At 57.3% G+C, this 16,726-nt stretch carries 11 protein-coding genes; 1 reads left to right on the forward strand and 10 read right to left on the reverse strand.

The genetic code is table 11. From position 1 onward, the window contains the following. Window positions 1–33: 33 nt before the first annotated feature. From ADN00_RS07665 to uvrA, 10 genes are all read right to left on the reverse strand, one after another. Entirely contained in the window at window positions 34–1,266 is a 1,233-nt protein-coding gene (locus tag ADN00_RS07665) for an ABC transporter permease (RefSeq protein WP_075062373.1), read from the reverse strand. 1 nt (window position 1,267) lies between these two features. Continuing rightward, window positions 1,268–2,467 (reverse strand): ABC transporter permease, encoded by a 1,200-nt coding sequence (locus tag ADN00_RS07670; protein WP_075062374.1) that lies wholly within the window; start codon window positions 2,465–2,467, stop codon window positions 1,268–1,270. Next, the gene (locus tag ADN00_RS07675; RefSeq protein WP_075062375.1) at window positions 2,464–3,369 is read right to left on the reverse strand and encodes an ABC transporter ATP-binding protein; all 906 of its coding nucleotides are present in this window, start codon (window positions 3,367–3,369) and stop codon (window positions 2,464–2,466) included. The genes ADN00_RS07670 and ADN00_RS07675 overlap by 4 nt, the downstream gene beginning before the upstream one ends. Before the next feature lie 372 nt (window positions 3,370–3,741). Continuing rightward, on the reverse strand, window positions 3,742–5,013 hold the full coding sequence (locus ADN00_RS07680) for an ABC transporter permease (protein WP_075062376.1): 1,272 nt from the start codon (window positions 5,011–5,013) through the stop codon (window positions 3,742–3,744). A 3-nt stretch (window positions 5,014–5,016) separates the two neighbouring features. Beyond that, window positions 5,017–6,291 carry an ABC transporter permease gene (locus ADN00_RS07685; RefSeq protein WP_075062377.1) on the reverse strand — a complete coding sequence of 425 codons (1,275 nt, stop codon included), beginning with the start codon at window positions 6,289–6,291 and terminating at the stop codon, window positions 5,017–5,019. 18 nt (window positions 6,292–6,309) lie between these two features. Continuing rightward, window positions 6,310–7,869, reverse strand: a complete 1,560-nt coding sequence (locus ADN00_RS07690) for an ABC transporter ATP-binding protein (RefSeq protein WP_075062378.1) — start codon at window positions 7,867–7,869, stop codon at window positions 6,310–6,312. 291 nt (window positions 7,870–8,160) lie between these two features. Beyond that, entirely contained in the window at window positions 8,161–10,236 is a 2,076-nt protein-coding gene (locus tag ADN00_RS20285; protein WP_075062379.1) for a BMP family lipoprotein, read from the reverse strand. Window positions 10,237–10,424: 188 nt separating this feature from the next. Beyond that, window positions 10,425–11,687, reverse strand: a complete 1,263-nt coding sequence (locus tag ADN00_RS07700; RefSeq protein ID WP_075062380.1) for an MFS transporter — start codon at window positions 11,685–11,687, stop codon at window positions 10,425–10,427. A gap of 42 nt (window positions 11,688–11,729) precedes the next feature. Beyond that, window positions 11,730–12,479, reverse strand: a complete 750-nt coding sequence (gene trmD / locus ADN00_RS07705) for a tRNA (guanosine(37)-N1)-methyltransferase TrmD (protein ID WP_075062381.1) — start codon at window positions 12,477–12,479, stop codon at window positions 11,730–11,732. Window positions 12,480–12,701: 222 nt separating this feature from the next. Next, on the reverse strand, window positions 12,702–15,233 hold the full coding sequence (uvrA, locus tag ADN00_RS07710; RefSeq protein WP_075062382.1) for an excinuclease ABC subunit UvrA: 2,532 nt from the start codon (window positions 15,231–15,233) through the stop codon (window positions 12,702–12,704). 247 nt (window positions 15,234–15,480) lie between these two features. On the opposite strand from uvrA, the gene ADN00_RS07715 reads away from it, so the two are divergent. Continuing rightward, complete coding sequence (locus tag ADN00_RS07715; protein ID WP_075062383.1) at window positions 15,481–16,725, forward strand: tetratricopeptide repeat protein; 1,245 nt, start codon at window positions 15,481–15,483, stop codon at window positions 16,723–16,725. The last annotated feature ends 1 nt before the right edge of the window (window position 16,726 follow it).

Raw genomic sequence — 16,726 nt, forward strand, 5'->3', positions numbered from 1 at the left:
GAGGCCGCCGCGTTATTTTTTTCCACAACCACGTCAGGCTTTTCCCAACAAAGCCAGCAAAAAAGTTTTCACATCCGCTTTTTGCCCGGCGATCAGGTTCTGCGCGCGGAACATACCCGCCGAAGCGCGCACTGTCAGCACGCAGGTCACTGCCAGCAGAGCTACCGCCAGCCCCGTCTGCCATAAAGGCACATCCGTCGCTGCCATGCGCGTCATCATCGCCATCGGCGAGCTGAGCGGGAACAGGCTTAAAAACACCGATAAGGCCGCGTTTGGCCGGTTGATCAACGCGCTGATCAGCATCAGCGGCACAATCATCGGCATCATGATGATAAACGTAACTTGCGACGCCTCTTTAATATTTGGTACCAGCGCGCCCAGGCCACCCAGCAGACTGGCATAGATCGCGTATCCCAGAATAAAGAAGACTACAAACCAGACCAAAATCTGCGGCGGCAGTTGGAATTCTTCCGGCAGGTTAAAGGTCTGTCCGCCCAGGCGCAGCAGCAGCAGGCCCGCCCCGCCCCAAACGACCGACTGCAGCAGGCCAACCAAACCCAATGCGATGATCTTACCGGTTAGCAGTTGTATGGGGCGCACTGAAGACAGCAGAATTTCCATCACGCGGTTCTGCTTTTCATCCGAAATGCTGTTCAGCATGGTGCTGGAAGACGACATCACCATCACATAGAACAACATCGTTACACCATAGGGCAGGAAGAAGGTCATCAAATTGTCTTCATCCCGCTGCGATTGCGGTTTGAGGTACTTGCGCTCCAGCACCAATGGATTCGCCAATCGTTCCGCGATCACCGGGTCTTCCGCGGCCAGGCTGCTCTGTAATGCGGCCCGCAAGCCAGATGCTTCGTCAAACGCCGCCAGTGGGTTGAAATCCGGGCGGTAATAAAACACCTCTCCCGTTTCCACATAACCAGCCGTGATCACATAATAAGCCGCAATCTTGCCGGCCTGTAAATCCGCTTTAGCGGTTTCCTCGTCTTCGTAGCGCACAAACCGCTCCCGCAAGTCCGGGTCTTCCTCCTTCAACAGTCCGCTGAAATCAATATACCCTTCCATCTCGGGCAGGTTGCCCTCATCGCTAAACACATTCGCAATGGTGTTCTCCGCCTCTGTTCCGCGCAGCTTACCAACAGCCCACATCGCCACAAAAGAAACCAGCGGGATCAGCACCAGCGCCAGGAGGAACGAGCGGCGGGTTACAATGCGAATAAACTCATTCTTCAGTACAAACCAGGTCTTATTCATCTTAAGCCTCCTGCCGGCGGAAAATCTCAGCCAGTTTCAGGCGTTTCCCATACTGCAGCATACCCAGGCGGAAAGCGCGTCCGGCCAGCCACAAGGCGCCAAAGGCTGTTGCGTACAGCAGCCCCAGCGACACAACAATCTGCCACACCGGCAGAACCGTGAACGCCGCGCGCGCGGCCAGTGTAACCGGCGCGGTCAGCGGGAACAGACTTAATCCCACCGCCAGCAGGCTGTTGGGGCTTTCAATCAACGGGGTTATCAACCAATACGGCACAAAAAGCGGTATGGTGAACAACCCGGCCATCTGCTGCGCCTCGCGCGCTTCGGTGGCTGTCGCGCCGACCGCGGCCATTAACGCGGCTACCAGCACAAACGCCGCCGGCAGCGCGGCCAGAGAAAGCCACACATAGCTGCCGCCCAGGTTAATATCCCTCAAGAAGGGCACAAACGGGCGCACACCCAAGAACACACCCACCGGTACGGCAAACCACACCAGAAGCTGCGTCAGGCCAACGCTTAAATTTCCCAAAATCTTCCCGGCCATTAACTGTTCAGGGGATATGGACGTGATTACAATTTCCATCGTGCGGTTTTCTTTTTCTTCCACCACCGCCTGCAACAGATAACCGCCGCTCGTGTTCACCGCCAGCATTAAGAAAATTCCCATCACCAGCGGGATCACCAGATTGACCCAGTCATTTTCACCCGCTTTGCGGGTTAAGTCTTCCAGCGCGCGCACTTCGATCTTGCTTCCATCCATCAGGCGCTCAGCGACAGCCGAGTCCAAGCCTTTCACCAGATTGACCTTCAAAAAATCCACAAAATCGTCCTGAGCGTTTTCGCCAACCGGTTCTTCTGCCACCAGAACCACTTCCCCCGTTTGCAGGTAGTCTTTAGCGACCACATAATAACCTTGAATCTGGCCCTCTTCCAACGCCTGCTGGGCAGAAGCGTCATCCGCGAAGGCGATCATATCTACTCTGCGCTCGGCCGTTTGCGCGGGCGCTGCCGGGTTGGTCAGCAAACCCGAATGGTCTACATACCCAATCGGGTCATTGTTCATCATCACCACCACCGCCAGCACACCCACTCCACCGCTCAGAACAATAATCAGCGGCAGGCTGAGCAGCACCAGGAGAAAGCGCTTGCGCAATACCTGGCGCGCGTATTCATGCCAGAACACCAGCCAGATGTTTCTCATGCCTGGGCTCCTTCTCCCTTCACCACCTGAATAAATATCTCATCCAGGGTCGGAGTAGCCACCTCAAAATGCTCCAACGCCACACCCATTTCCAATAGCGCTTTCAAGACAGACTGCGGAGAGACGCCGTCTGCCAGCACCAGGCGCGTTAACCCGTTATGGCCTTCCACCTTCACCACGCCCGGAATAGTATCAGGGATCGGATTGAGCGCCCGCACCAGCAGATCCTGCTCCGCGAACTGTCGTCGGATCTCATTCACCGAGCCGTACAGCATCGATTTACCGCGGTTGATCAACACCATGCGGTCGCATAGCTCTTCCACCTGGTGCATCTGGTGCGTGCACATCACAATGCAGGTGCCCTTCTCGCGTTCTTCCATCAGCAGATCTTTGACCATCTGCGTGTTCACCGGGTCTAACGCCGAAAAAGGTTCGTCAATAATAATCAACTCTGGCTTGTGCGCCAGAGTAACAATCAACTGCGCTTTCTGCTGCATGCCTTTGGAAAGCTCTTTCACCTTCTTTTTTCGATGCTCCGTCAAATCAAAGCGCTCCATCAGCGGCTCAATTCGCTCTTGCGCGGCCGCCGGAGAAAGCCCTTTCAAAGAAACCAGATAGTTCAAGCAGCGTTCCAGCGGAATTTCCTGGTACAGCCCGCGTTCCTCTGGCAAATAACCAATCCGGTTCTTTTTAGCCTCACTCATTGGCCCGCCCAAAACACTCACGCTGCCGCTGTCTGGCTTAAAAATATCCAGAATAATTCGAATCGATGTCGTCTTCCCCGCGCCATTGGGGCCTAGCAGCCCAAAAATTTCTCCTGGCTCCACCGCAAACGAAACACCGTCCACGGCGCGCTGCTGCCCAAAGGTTTTGGTAATTTGCTCAACTACTACGGATACCATTGAATTTTCCTCCATGTCGTTACAGACCCGGCCAACGCCAGATCAATGCACTTTAGATTGTACCTGAAATCGGCTTTTGCTCCCTTAGCCGCCTTACCCAATCGGAATGCCCCACCTGGGCAGCATTAAATCTCCCCAACTGGCCAGGGTGCCAAGCATTCGGGGGTGGCAGTCTATCCCCCTATGCCCATCGACAAACATTGAAGCTGGCGAAGCTCTCAGAGAGGTCAGACTATTTTGGCTCGACGGTTCCTCTCCAATCCTCAACGCAACCTCTGTGCCAGCCTTCCAGACAGACCAGCGGCTGTTAAAGACCCCACCCCCCTCCAAGGTGGAAGGGGGCGGGTAAATTCCAGGCTTGAAGCAAACAGCTTACTCTTTTTCGTACGGCACACCCTCGGCGGCGGGTGCTTGCGAGCGGCCTACCACCCCGGCCAAAACGATCATCGTAACCACATAGGGTGCCATCAGCAAGAATTGTGACGGAATTTGCACCTGCAAAATCGCCAGGCGCGAGGCCAGCGAATCCGCGAAACCGAACAGCAGACCCGCGCCAAACGACCCGAACGGCATGTAATTGCCAAAGATCATCGCCGCCAGACCGATGAAGCCACGTCCTGCCGTCATCACCTCGTCAAAGCGGCCCACCGAGCCAAGGGTGAAATATCCACCGGCAAACCCGGCCACCATGCCACCCAGAATCACGCCCATATAGCGCGTGCGGTTCACGTTAATTCCCAGAGTGTCGGCCGCCTTGGGGTGTTCGCCAACGGAGCGCAGGCGCAGCCCCCAGCGCGTGCTGAACAAAGCCACCTGCAGCACCACCAGCAGCACAAACAGCAGGTATACAAACAGGTTGTTGTCAAACAAGATCGGCCCCAGAACCGGAATCTTGGAGAGCAGCGGAATTTGAAAAGGCTTAAAGATACCGGGGTTATTCAGCTCCTGATACGTCTGCAGGAACTTGGCCGAGATATAAGAGGTCAACCCGGTTGCCAGAATGTTAATCACCGTGCCCGAGATCACCTGGTTGGTCTTATATTTAATCGACAGCACACCCAAAATCCAGGCCATCAACGCCCCAACCGCAATCGCAGCAAGCAAGCCCAGCCACAAATTCTTGGTCACACTGCCAACCAGCGCGCCCACCATTGCCCCCGAAAGCATCATACCCTCAATAGCAATGTTGACAATGCCGGAGCGTTCGCACAGAATACCGGCCAGCGCGCCCAATGTGATCGGCACCGCTTTGCCCAGGGTGGTGGCAAATAAGCCCACCAAATTCAGCGACTTGTCTGCCGCCGCCCAGGTGAGAAAGCCGAACACAAAGAAAGCCACCACCACCGCCAGCACCCAGTTGGTGTAGCGCTTAAACCCGCGCGCCAATTGCACACCGCCCAACACGGCGCTTAACACCGCCAGGATGGTCAGCGTTGATTGGGTTGGCAGCTCCCAATCGGGAACCTGGATCGCGGTTGCCCCGCGGTTCAAACCAAAGGTGGTAAATGTCTCCGCGGCTGTCGTGCGCGCGAAGAAGAAGTAGATGCTGAAAGCCACCAGCAAAAAGATAACGCCCATCACCCGCTGCCGGGTCGGGGATTCGATCTCTAAATGCCGGTGATAGGAATTGGTATTGGCTGTCATCGCTTATTTCCCTCCCCAGGATCGGATCGAAATACCCTCGCCCGCGCGGCTTTCCTTCAAACGATAGATCGTTCGGATGATCGCCGGCGCGGCAATGAACATCAAAATGACCGCCTGCAAAATCGAGATAATATCAATCGGAATGCCCGCGGTTACCTGCATGCGCGTCGCCCCGTTGCGCAGGGTGCCAAACAGCAGCGCGGCCAGCACCACACCTGCCGGGTGATTGTTCCCCAGCAGCGCCAGCGCGATCGCGTCAAAACCATACCCCGAAGAAAACGCCATCGCCAGGTTGCCAGAGACGCCCATCACCTCGTTAATCCCGGCCATTCCCGCCAGCGCCCCCGAAAGGGCCATCGCCAGGATGGTGTTGCCGACCACATTCATGCCGGAATATTTCGCCGCGTCGGGGTTGGCGCCCACGGTGCGCAGATTAAAACCCCAGGTGGTCTTGAACAGGAACCAGTACACCAGGTAGGCCACCGTCAGGGCCACGAAAAAGCCCAGATGGAAGCGAATTGGGTCCGCAAAGAACTTCGGAAACACCGCCGAGGGTTCGATATTGGGCGTAACCGGGTTAAAACTCTCTGGGCGTTTCATCGGGCCGGTCAACAGCCAATCACTCAAGCGGAAGGCAATGTAGTTCATCATGATCGTGTTGATCACTTCATGCCCGCCCGTCTTGGCTTTCAGCCAGCCGGGAATGTAGCCCCACAGCGCGCCGCCGGCCGCGCCGGCCAAAAACGTCAGCGGCATGTGGATGACCGCTGGCAGTCCCTTGATCGAATAGCCAATGAACGTGCCGGCCAGCGCACCCACAAAAATTTGTCCTTCCGCGCCAATATTGAAAACCCCGGCGCGAAAGCCCAGTGCCACTGCCAGACCCGCAAAGATATACGGCGTTGATGCCACCAGGCTCTCCAGGAAGGGATTGAACGCCCGGCGGATATCCATCGCATCCCCCGACTGCAGCGCGGCGATGATCCGCGCCGGGTCGCCAATAGAACCGGTGAACAGCGCCACATACGCGCCTTTCACCGTTTCCCAAGCCGCTTTCATGCCCGCGCCAAACGATTCGCCAAAACTGGCATACACCGATTCGGTGGTCAGAACAATAAAAATACCACCTATCAACAATCCGGTGATCACGGCCAGCAGTGGAATTAAGACCACCTGCCAGAAACTCTTCTTTTCGGCCACTTCCTCCAGAAAGACTTTACCCGCGTCTTGGTTGGAGGATGCTTCCGAAGAAATTTGGTTTTTCTGCTCGTCACTCATGAATAATCCTCCTTTGAATCAAGCCGCGGCTTGCGCCGGTTTGCCGCTCATTTTCTGGCGCGCCTCTTCCGGGGGAATCCCGGCCATCAGCAAGCCAAGATATTCCTTGGTCGCTTCTTCAGAAGGCACAGTGGCGACAATCTTGCCCCGATACATCACTGCGATGCGGTCCGAAAGCTGCAGAATTTCGTCCAATTCGGTGGAGACCAGCAGAACTGCCACACCGCTGTCGCGTTTTTTCAGAATTTGGGAGTGAATGTACTCAATTGAGCCAACATCCAGGCCGCGCGTGGGCTGTGAAGCCACCAGGAGATGAATCGGCCGTGAAAGCTCGCGTGCCACAATCACCTTCTGCTGATTGCCGCCCGAGAGATTGCCCACATGGGTATCGTAGCCCGGCGTGCGAATGTCGTATTCACGAATTAATGCTTTGGCATTCTCCACCACGCGATCCCATTGGATCACCGCGCCGCGCGCGTAGGGTTCTTTATAATAGGTGTTCAATACCAGGTTGTCTTTTACCGGGAACGCCAGCACCAGCCCATCTGCCTGCCGGTCTTCGGGGACGTGCGCGCTGCCCAGCTCGGTGATTTTGCGCGGCGTCAAGCCGGTGATCTCATTCCCCATCAGGCGGATGCTGCCGCTGGTCACCTTGCGCAGACCAGTGACCGCTTCGGCCAGCTCGGTTTGCCCGTTGCCCTGCACGCCAGCCACGCCCAACACTTCACCTTTGCGCACAACAAACGAAACCCCATCCACAGCCACCTGCTTGCGGTCATCAGCCACCAGCAGATCCATTGCCTCCAGAACGGCTTCCCCGGCCTCAAGCGGCGTCCGCTCCAGCACCAGGTCCACCTCACGCCCTACCATCATCGAGGCCAGCAGATTCTGATCTGCTTCGGCCGGGGTGGTGCCGCCCACCACTTTTCCGCGCCGGATGACCGTGATCCGGTCAGACACATCCAGCACCTCGCGCAGTTTATGCGTGATGAAAATGATCGACTTACCCTTCTCGGCCAGCGAGCGCATGATCTTAAACAACTCATCCGCTTCCTGGGGGGTCAATACGGCGGTCGGCTCATCAAAGATCAGAATGTCGGCTTCGCGGTACAGCAATTTGATAATCTCAACGCGCTGCTGCACACCGACCGGCAAATCGCGAACATAACTACTCGGGTCCACTTCCAGCCCGTACTGCTCTGAAATCTGGCGGATCTTTTTGGCCGCTTTCTGCCGGTCCAAAAACCCACCGGGTTTCACTTCTTCTTCACCAAGCATGACATTCTCTGTCACGGTAAATACCGGGACCAACATAAAATGTTGGTGGACCATGCCAATGCCGGCCTTGATCGCGTCACTGGGTGAATGGACGGTGATTCGCTCTCCACGCACAAAAATTTCACCCTCCGTGGGCTGGTAAAGCCCATAGAGGATGTTCATTAATGTGGTTTTTCCCGCACCATTCTCGCCAAGAAGCGCGTGGATTTCCCCCTGCTCCAGCGTCAGATCGATATGATCGTTGGCCAGCACACCCGGAAATTGTTTGGTGATCCCTCGCAGCTCTAGAATTGGCGCCATACATTATCTCCGTGTGTGATCATAAAATTTGGAATGATTTTACCATATTGCTTCATTAATGGAAACTAAATCGGCAATTGTCTGACAAACCCCTGGTTCAGTCAAAAACACACCACCCTCCCATATCCTCCACCCACCGCGCGCCATTCTTTGCCTGCCCATTTCCACCACCCCATACCCATCAGGTGGTAACCTCATTCTTCGGTTTTCGCCCTGATCGACTTGCATGACAGAGACAAAAAGAGCCGGCGCATGCGCGCCGGCTCACCAACTACTTCAATCGTCAGAGGATTATTTTCCGACTTTGACATCGCCGGCAATAATCATCGCCTTCAGAGCTTCCACTTCGGCCTTCAGATCAGCCGGGACCATGCTGTCCAGGTCGTGGTATTCAGCCAGACCCACGCCGCCATTCTCCAGCGTGCCCAGGTAAGCGCCGCCAGCGAAATTGCCAGCCGCCACAGCCTTAGCCGCTTCAAACACAGCCACATCCATGCCCTTCTCAACCGAGGTCAGCATGATCGAGGCATATTCCGGAGCGCTCACGTACCAGTCGTAGTCCACGCCAATCATGTAGGCGTTGCCGCGTTCCATGATAGCCGCCGCGGTGCCCAGGCCCACAGGTCCGGCTACCGGCATGATGATGTCGGCGCCTTCGTCCATCAGCGTCTCGCCCAGCGCGCGGCCGTCATCGGTGCTCTCAAAGTTGCCGGTGAAGAGGCCGGTCTGCGTTTCCGGATCCCAGCCCAGCACTTCCACTTCGGTGCCCTTCTCCTGGTTGTAGTAGGCCACGCCCTCAGCAAACCCGTCCATGAAGATCGTCACGGTCGGGATCTGCATGCCGCCGAAGGTACCCACTTTGCCGGTCTTGGTCATGCCAGCCGCCAGATAACCAGCCAGGAAACCAGCCTGGTCGGTGTCAAAGGTCAGGCCCAGCACGTTCTCAAACGCCGGATCGTAGGCAAAGTCCACAATCGCGAACTTCTGGTCCGGGTTGGCGGTTGCCGCGGCAGCCGTCGCGTCGCCCAGCAGGAAGCCCACCGTCACGATCAGATCGCACTCTTCCTCAAGGAAGGCGTTGATGTTCTTTTCGTAATCGGTTTGCTGCTGCGACTCAAGGTATTTGCCCTCAAAGCCCATCTTGTCAGCGGCTTCGACAACACCCTTGTAAGCGGTGGCGTTGAACGATTTGTCATCGATACCGCCCGCGTCCGTTACCTGGCAAACCTTCATGCCCGCACCGCTGGGGAGCGCTTCGGCGCTGCCGGCAGCCTGCTCAGCAATAACTTTGGCTTTCAGGGCTTCCACTTCGGCTTTCAGCTCATCCGGTACCATGCTATCCAGATCGTGGTAGGGGGCCAGGCTCACGCCGCCATTCTCCAGCGTGCCCAGGTAAGAGCCGCCAGCGAAATTGCCGTCTACAACAGCCTTAGCCGCTTCAAACACAGCCACGTCCATGCCCTTCTGAACCGAGGTCAGCATGATTGAGCCGTATTCCGGAGCGCTCACGTACCAGTCGTAGTCCACGCCAATCATGTAGGCGTCGCCGCGTTCCATGATCGCCGCCGCGGTGCCCAGGCCCACAGGTCCGGCTACCGGCATGATGATGTCGGCGCCTTCGTCCATCAGCGTCTCGCCCAGCGCGCGGCCGTCATCGGTGCTCTCAAAGTTGCCGGTGAAGAGGCCGGTCTGCGTTTCCGGATCCCAGCCCAGCACTTCCACTTCGGTGCCCTTCTCCTGGTTGTAGTAGGCCACGCCCTCAGCAAACCCGTCCATGAAGATCGTCACGGTCGGGATCTGCATGCCGCCGAAGGTACCCACTTTGCCGGTCTTGGTCATGCCAGCCGCCAGATAACCAGCCAGGAAACCAGCCTGGTCGGTGTCAAAGGTCAGGCCCAGCACGTTCTCAAACGCCGGATCGTAGGCAAAGTCCACAATCGCGAACTTCTGGTCCGGGTTGGCGGTTGCCGCGGCAGCCGTCGCGTCGCCCAGCAGGAAGCCCACCGTCACGATCAGATCGCACTCTTCCTCAAGGAAGGCGTTGATGTTCTTTTCGTAATCGGTTTGCTGCTGCGACTCGAGGTATTTGCCGTCAACACCCAGTTCGTCCACGGCGAGCAACACGCCTTTGTAAGCAGTTGCGTTGAACGATTTGTCATCGATACCGCCCGCGTCCGTTACCTGGCAAACTTTCAATTTTGCCGGGGCTTCAGCCGCCGGGGCTTCCGTTGCAGGAACCTCGGTCGGTTGTTCTGCAGCCGGAGCCGCAGCTTCGGTAGGTGCGGGTGTCGCAGCCGGCTGGCAAGCCGCTAAAAGCATGGACGCCATCACAAGCACTGCAACAAGAATATTAACCTTTTTAAACATTCGTCTTCTCCTTCATCCTGATTTTTATGGGATGTTAAGACTCAGGCACAGGCACGCCCTGTACCCATCTGAAATTTAAGTATAATCCGAATGAAAATACCTCGCAAGACCACCAGCGTTAACAAATGAGAGTGCCATTAAAAAGCGGGCGCTTTCGCGCCCGCCTCAAAAAAACCTCAGAACCACCCCTATTTTGCTTCACCCCGGCGCACCCCCACCATCATCGCCAGCGCGAAGAGCAGAAAAATCGGACTGATCAGCATCATCAGGTTATAGTTGTTCCCCGAGAACTGCACCGCCGCGCCAAACGCCAGCGGACCTACCACCGCCGCGGTCTGCGACGAAAAGTAATACAGCCCGGTATAAGCCCCCAGGTTTTCATCGGTAGTCATATCCACTACCATGGGCAGCGAATTGATGTTAATCAGCGACCAGGCAAACCCCGCCAGCATCAGAATAAAACTGACCGGGTAAATCCCCGCCGTTTTGGTGACCGACGCGATCCGCGCGCCGACGGTTATGCTGGGAGGCAGCACATACATTAATCCCAAAGAGACAATCATCATTACAATTCCAGTGATGATCGTACGCTTGCGGCCAAATTTAGCCGCAATATAGCCAGATGGAATGGCGAAGACCAAGAAGATCAGCGATACATACGTTAATTGGAAAGCCGCGTCGGCCTCGCCCAGTCCCAGGTGCTTCACCGCGTACAGGGTGAAGAAAGTCTCAATCGCGTACCAGCTCAAAAACCAGAACAGAATCGCCGTCAGCATGCGCGCCGCGCTGCGCTCTTCTTCGGCAAACACACTGGTGATGCTTTTCCACACATCCGGGCGTTCCGCCTTTTGGTCGTCGCGCGTTGAATATTCCTTCGGCTCGCGGATGAACACCAGCACCAGAATCGCCGAAAGCGTAACCAGCGCCGAACCCAGCCAGAAAGCATAATTGGGGTTTTTGGCGTAGAGCTGTGACCCAACCGCAAAGGAAATTACCGAGGCCAGCCCGCCCATAAAGTTGATAATCCCGTTAGCCTGCGAGCGCTGCGCCGAAGGGGTGATGTCTGGCATCAAGGCAATCACCGGCGTGCGCCAGAACGCCATGCTCACCAGCACCGTTGTGGCCGTCAGCACGAACAGCACCAGCGATGAGCTCAACGGCATCAATCCAAACGCGATGGCCGCCACTGGCGCGCCAATCAGAATGAACGGCAGCCGCCGCCCCAGGGGCGTGCGCAGCCGGTCAGACCAGGCCCCCACCCAGGGTTGGATCAGCACCGCCGCCAGGTTATCCAGCACCATAAAAATGGCGATCCAAAACGCGCTCAGCCCAAACTGCCGGTCTAAAATGAGCGGCACAAACGCGTTATAGATCGCCCAGATGATACTCACACCAAAGAAGCCAAAGCCCAACAAGAACGTCTTAGGGTAGCTAAATCGTTTCTCTTCCATGCCTCTCCTGATGATTGCTGATTGAATAATGAAATGGTTGGGTTAAACGTCTTCAGACCGGCTCAGCGCCTCGCGCAGCTTCTTCAAAAATGCCTGGTCCTTTTTCGACAGATCCATCGCCTCCAGCAAATCGGGCCGGCGCTGCAGGGTGCGCTCCAGCGCCCGCTCGCGCCGCCAGCGATCAATTTCCGCGTGATTTCCGCTCTGCAGCACCGCCGGCACACCCCAGCCGCGAAACTCCGGCGGCCGTGTGTAATGCGGATACTCCAGCAGCCCCGATGCAAAAGAATCATCCTCCGCGCCGGTCGGGTCGCCCAGCGCGCCGGGGATCAGGCGCGTCAGCGCGTCGATTAACACCATCGCCGGCAGCTCGCCGCCCGTCAGCACAAAGTCGCCAATCGAAATTTCATCCGTCACCAGGTGCTCGCGCACCCGCTCGTCTACCCCCTCATACCGCCCGCACAGCAGACCAATCCGCTCGTAGCCTGACAGCTCATTAGCCACCTGCTGGGTGAACTGCCGCCCCTGCGGCGTCATCAGAATCACCGGGCACGCCGGCGGAGCGCCCAGCACCGATTCCACCGCCGCGAAAATCGGCTCCGGCTTCATCACCATCCCCCCCCCGCCACCATACGGCGTATCGTCGGTAATGTGATGCTTATCGGTTGTCCAATCGCGGATATTGTAGAGCGACACCTCAATCAGGCGATTCTCAGCCGCGCGCTTCAGCATGCTGGTCGCCAAATACGAAGAAAACATTTCCGGGAATAAGGTAAAAACGTCAAAACGCATACGCCTATTGTATTGTGAACCGCCCCGCCAGGCAAGCCAAACCGTTCTTGCTCATCCTCGCGCCAAATTTCTCCCTTTCCCTACAACCGCCCGGAAATGCCCAACTTGTGACCAACCCGTTGGCCCTCATTTCTTCTTCCTTCCCCTAAAATCTGGCGTTTTTGGGGGAAGGCCAGCATGGAGGTCTTCTGCGCCAACATTTTCGGCAAAGCTAGGGTATGGTCACCTCAAAATTCCCCGCAAATACCGCCCCGTGACCGACTCTTCGCTGCTTGCCACCTGCTCCGGCGTTCCTTCCGCCACCAGACGCCCGCCAGCCGCGCCGCCTTCCGGCCCCAGATCGATCACCCAGTCTGCCGTCTTCACCACTTCCAGATTGTGCTCAGTCACTACCACACTGTTGCCCGCCTCCACCAACCGCCGCAGAACCTCCAGCAGCCGCGCTGTGTCAGCCAGGTGCAGGCCCGTAGTCGGCTCATCCAGCAGATACAGCGTCTGTCCAGAAGTTCGCCGCCCCAGCTCTTTGGCCAGCTTCACCCGCTGGGCCTCTCCACCCGAAAGCGTCTTGGTCGGCTGGCCCAACTGCAAATAACCCAACCCCACATCTGCCAGCACCTGCAAGCGGCTGGCCGCCGCCGGAACGTCACGGAACAATTCCAGCGCTTCTTCAACGGTCAGGTCCAACACCTGCGCAATATCCAGCCCTTTATAGCGCGCGCTTAACGTTTCCGGCTTGAAGCGCCGGCCGTGACACACCGGGCAGCGCACTTCCACATCGGGCAAGAAATGCATTTTTACTGTCAGCACACCACTTCCCTCACAGCGCTCGCAGCGCCCGCCCGGCACATTGAAAGAAAAATGCCGCGCGGCCAAGCCCCGCTCTCGCGCCGCGTCCGTTGCCGCGAAAGCCTCGCGGATCGCCGTGAAGGCATCCGAATAGGTCGCCGCATTGGAGCGCGGAATCCGCCCCACATGCTCCTGGTCAATCGTGATAATCTTATCCAGATATTCGCAGCCCTCTAGCGCGTCGTGCTCGCCCGGCGACTCCGCCGCCCCATACAGCCTCTGGCGCAGCGCCCGGTCGACAATATCGAACACCAGCGTAGACTTACCCGACCCCGAAACACCCGTTACTGCCACCAGCGAACCCAGCGGCAGACTCACCGTCAGATTCTGCAAATTGTGATGCCGCGCTCCCCGGATGGTGAGCGCCTTGCCGTTCGGGGCGCGCCGCCGCTTTGGCACCACGATGCGCGCCCGCCCGGCCAAATAATCGCCCGTCAGCGACCCGGCCGCCCGCGCCACTTGCGCCGGTGTGCCCATCGCCACCACCCGCCCGCCGTGCTTGCCCGCGCCGGGGCCAAAATCGATCACCGTGTCCGCCGCCGCGATGGTTTCCAGATCGTGCTCAATCACCAGCACTGTATTTCCCAGATCGCGCAAGCGCTTCAGCACTTCAATCAACTTGTGTGTATCGCGCTGGTGCAGGCCAATGGTCGGCTCGTCAAAAACGTAGAGCAGCCCGCTCAACCCTGAACCCAACAGATTCGCCAGCCGCAGCCGCTGCGCCTCCCCCGCCGAAAGGCTTGGCGCGGAGCGTTCCAGGGTCAGGTAGCCCGCCCCCGTCTCCACCAGCCGCCCGATGCGGTCCTTCAAATCCTGCAAAATGGCGTCAGCCAGCCGCATCTCCTGCGCACTGAAAACCGCCGGCAGCCCCTCCAACCACGCGCCCAGCTCGCTCAAGGCCATGCGGCTCACCTCTACAATCGACCTGCCGCTCACCGTAACCACCCGGCTTTCCGGACGCAGGCGCGTGCCTTTGCAGTCTGGGCAGGTTTCCGTCACCAGCAGTGCTTCCATCTTCTCGCGGTAATCCGCATCCTCAATCCGGTCCGCATACCGCCGCAGCACATTGGTGGCAATTCCCTCAAACCGCCCCTTGCTCACCGTAGCCGGCGGCTCTACATCGGGAAAATGCCGGCGGAACTGCGGGCTGTTTGCCCCATAGAACAACAAATCGCGCTGCGCCGGGCTGAAGTTTTTCACCGCCCGCGATAAATCAAAATCAAACCCAAAATAACTGGCCGCGGCAGTCAGGGTGTTCAAATAATGCCGGATATAATGAATATCCCACCCTTTCACCGCGCCTTCAGCAATGCTCTTCTCTTCATCCAGCAACCGGTCTACATTTACCCGATGAATTATGCCCAAACCCGTGCAGGTAGGGCAGGCTCCCTCCGGCTTATTGAAGGAGAAGAACGCCATCCCCATTTCCGGTATCGCGGCCTCGCAGTGCGGGCAGGCAAAGGTCTGGCCGCTGCCGTCCGCGTCCGAATCGGTATCGTCTTCCCAGTCCAAACCGGCGCTGGCATGAACTGGCGGCACATTTTTGCCGCAAACCGGGCAAGGGCGGTGCCCCAGCCGCGCAAACAGCACCCGCAGATAAGTGTACACCTCCGTCACCGTGCCCACCGTTGAACGTGGATTCTGGTGCGTCAGATGTTGGTCTACGCTGATGGTCGGTGAAAGCCCGCTAATGCTCTCCACCGGCGCTTTGGACAGCCCATACGTTACCAGCCCCAGCGATTCCATATACTGCCGCTGCCCTTCTTTGAGTAAAATATCAAAACCCAGGGTTGATTTCCCTGAACCCGAAACCCCGGTGAATGCCACCAATTGGCCTTTTGGAATATCCACGGAAAGATTTTTTAGATTATGCAGCCGGGCGCCGCGAATGTTAATTTGGTCAGTCATCGTTCCTCCATGGTTAGCAAATGGGCGGTCGTTTGCGAACCGTCTCTTTTTTGATTATAAAACCCTGGTGCGCAAGTGGAAGGTTTATTCGATTGAACCTGCAAAGGGGTGGATTTTTTTGATATTTTTACCCAGATTTGGATTAATTCAGCTTAAGAACACATCCCTCTCCTTGCTCACCATCTTGACGCATCTAAAAACAGAATGGTAAGATGAAATCATGTATCTCAAAGGAAGCAAACTCAGCATGACACGCCGCCGGTCGCGGTCGAACCCGCTGCGGCTTTTTATCCTCATCGTTCTTGTCGGTGGGGCGTTATATGTGAACCAGGTGGTCGTGCCGGCCACACCGCCCTTATTTGTGCCTACCCCCACGCCCACCCGCTCGCCAGAGTCGTACATCACCGACGCGGACGCCCTGCTGGAAGAAGGCAAAATCTCGCAGGCTATCACCGCCTACGAAAAAGCCATTCAGGCCAACCCCAAAAACCCGGCCGTATATATCACCACCGCCCGCCTGCAGGTTTATAACGGCATGTATGATGAAGCCATTGCCAACGCCGAGAACGCCCTGCTGCTCAACGCCAACAACTCGATTGCGCACGCCCTGCGCGGATGGGCTTTGGGGTTCAAAGGTGAATATCTTGAGGCCGAGGCAGCCATTAAAACTGCCCTCGAAATTGATCCCAACAACGCCGCGGCATACGCCTACCGCGCCGAAATTCTGGCCCGTCAGTGGGAAGCCGGCGGTGGTCTATTGGGCACCCTCGACAATGCCATTGAAGCCTCCCGCGAGGCGGAACGCCTGGGCCCCAACCAGTTGGAAACCCACCGCGCGCGCGGCATCATTCTGGAACTGACCGCCAACTACGAAGACGCTTCCCGCCAGTTTGAGAGCGCCATCGCCATCAATCCCAACATTGCCGACCTGCACCTGGCCCTGGGCCGTAATTACCGGACGATGGAGCTGTACGACCGCGCCGTGGAAGAGTTCAACCGCGCCCTGGCGCTCAACCCCAAAGATCCGCTTCCCAATACCTACATCTCCCGCACCTATGCCACCGTGGGTGAATACGCCAAAGCCATTCAATACGCCGAGCAGGCAATCAAAGCCAACCCCTCCGACCCCTATCTTTATGGCAACCTCGGCCAGATGTACTACAAAAACGTCCAGTACAAAGACGCGCTCATCCCGCTGCGCCTTTCTGTGCGCGGCGGCACAACCGCTGAGGGTGTGGAAATTAAAGGCCTGCCGCTGGATTACGGGCGCGTCGCTGAGTATTACTATACCTACGGGCTTACCCTGGCACAGATGGGTGAATGCGGAGAAGCCTTGCCGCTATCTCAGCTTCTCCAGCAAGCCGTTCCCAACGACGAATACGCCATGTACAACGCCCAAGAAATCATCAACATCTGCTCAAAGGTCGCCGAAGAGGCTCCCCGCAACCCGCAATCTACCACCCCTGAGCCGTCGGCCACACCTGAGTCGTAAC

The sequence above is a fragment of the Ornatilinea apprima genome (assembly GCF_001306115.1).
Classification (GTDB): domain Bacteria; phylum Chloroflexota; class Anaerolineae; order Anaerolineales; family Anaerolineaceae; genus Ornatilinea; species Ornatilinea apprima.

Excerpts from the sequence above, each read along its gene's own strand:
- ADN00_RS20285 (WP_075062379.1), bottom strand. The coding sequence starts at position 10,236 with ATGTTTAAAAAGGTTAATATTCTTGTTGCAGTGCTTGTGATGGCGTCC.
- ADN00_RS07680 (WP_075062376.1), bottom strand. The coding sequence starts at position 5,013 with ATGACAGCCAATACCAATTCCTATCACCGGCATTTAGAGATCGAATCC.
- ADN00_RS07670 (WP_075062374.1), bottom strand. The coding sequence starts at position 2,467 with ATGAGAAACATCTGGCTGGTGTTCTGGCATGAATACGCGCGCCAGGTA.
- ADN00_RS07690 (WP_075062378.1), bottom strand. The coding sequence starts at position 7,869 with ATGGCGCCAATTCTAGAGCTGCGAGGGATCACCAAACAATTTCCGGGT.
- ADN00_RS07665 (WP_075062373.1), bottom strand. The coding sequence starts at position 1,266 with ATGAATAAGACCTGGTTTGTACTGAAGAATGAGTTTATTCGCATTGTA.
- ADN00_RS07715 (WP_075062383.1), top strand. The coding sequence starts at position 15,481 with ATGACACGCCGCCGGTCGCGGTCGAACCCGCTGCGGCTTTTTATCCTC.
- trmD (WP_075062381.1), bottom strand. The coding sequence starts at position 12,479 with ATGCGTTTTGACGTTTTTACCTTATTCCCGGAAATGTTTTCTTCGTAT.
- ADN00_RS07700 (WP_075062380.1), bottom strand. The coding sequence starts at position 11,687 with ATGGAAGAGAAACGATTTAGCTACCCTAAGACGTTCTTGTTGGGCTTT.
- uvrA (WP_075062382.1), bottom strand. The coding sequence starts at position 15,233 with ATGACTGACCAAATTAACATTCGCGGCGCCCGGCTGCATAATCTAAAA.
- ADN00_RS07685 (WP_075062377.1), bottom strand. The coding sequence starts at position 6,291 with ATGAGTGACGAGCAGAAAAACCAAATTTCTTCGGAAGCATCCTCCAAC.
- ADN00_RS07675 (WP_075062375.1), bottom strand. The coding sequence starts at position 3,369 with ATGGTATCCGTAGTAGTTGAGCAAATTACCAAAACCTTTGGGCAGCAG.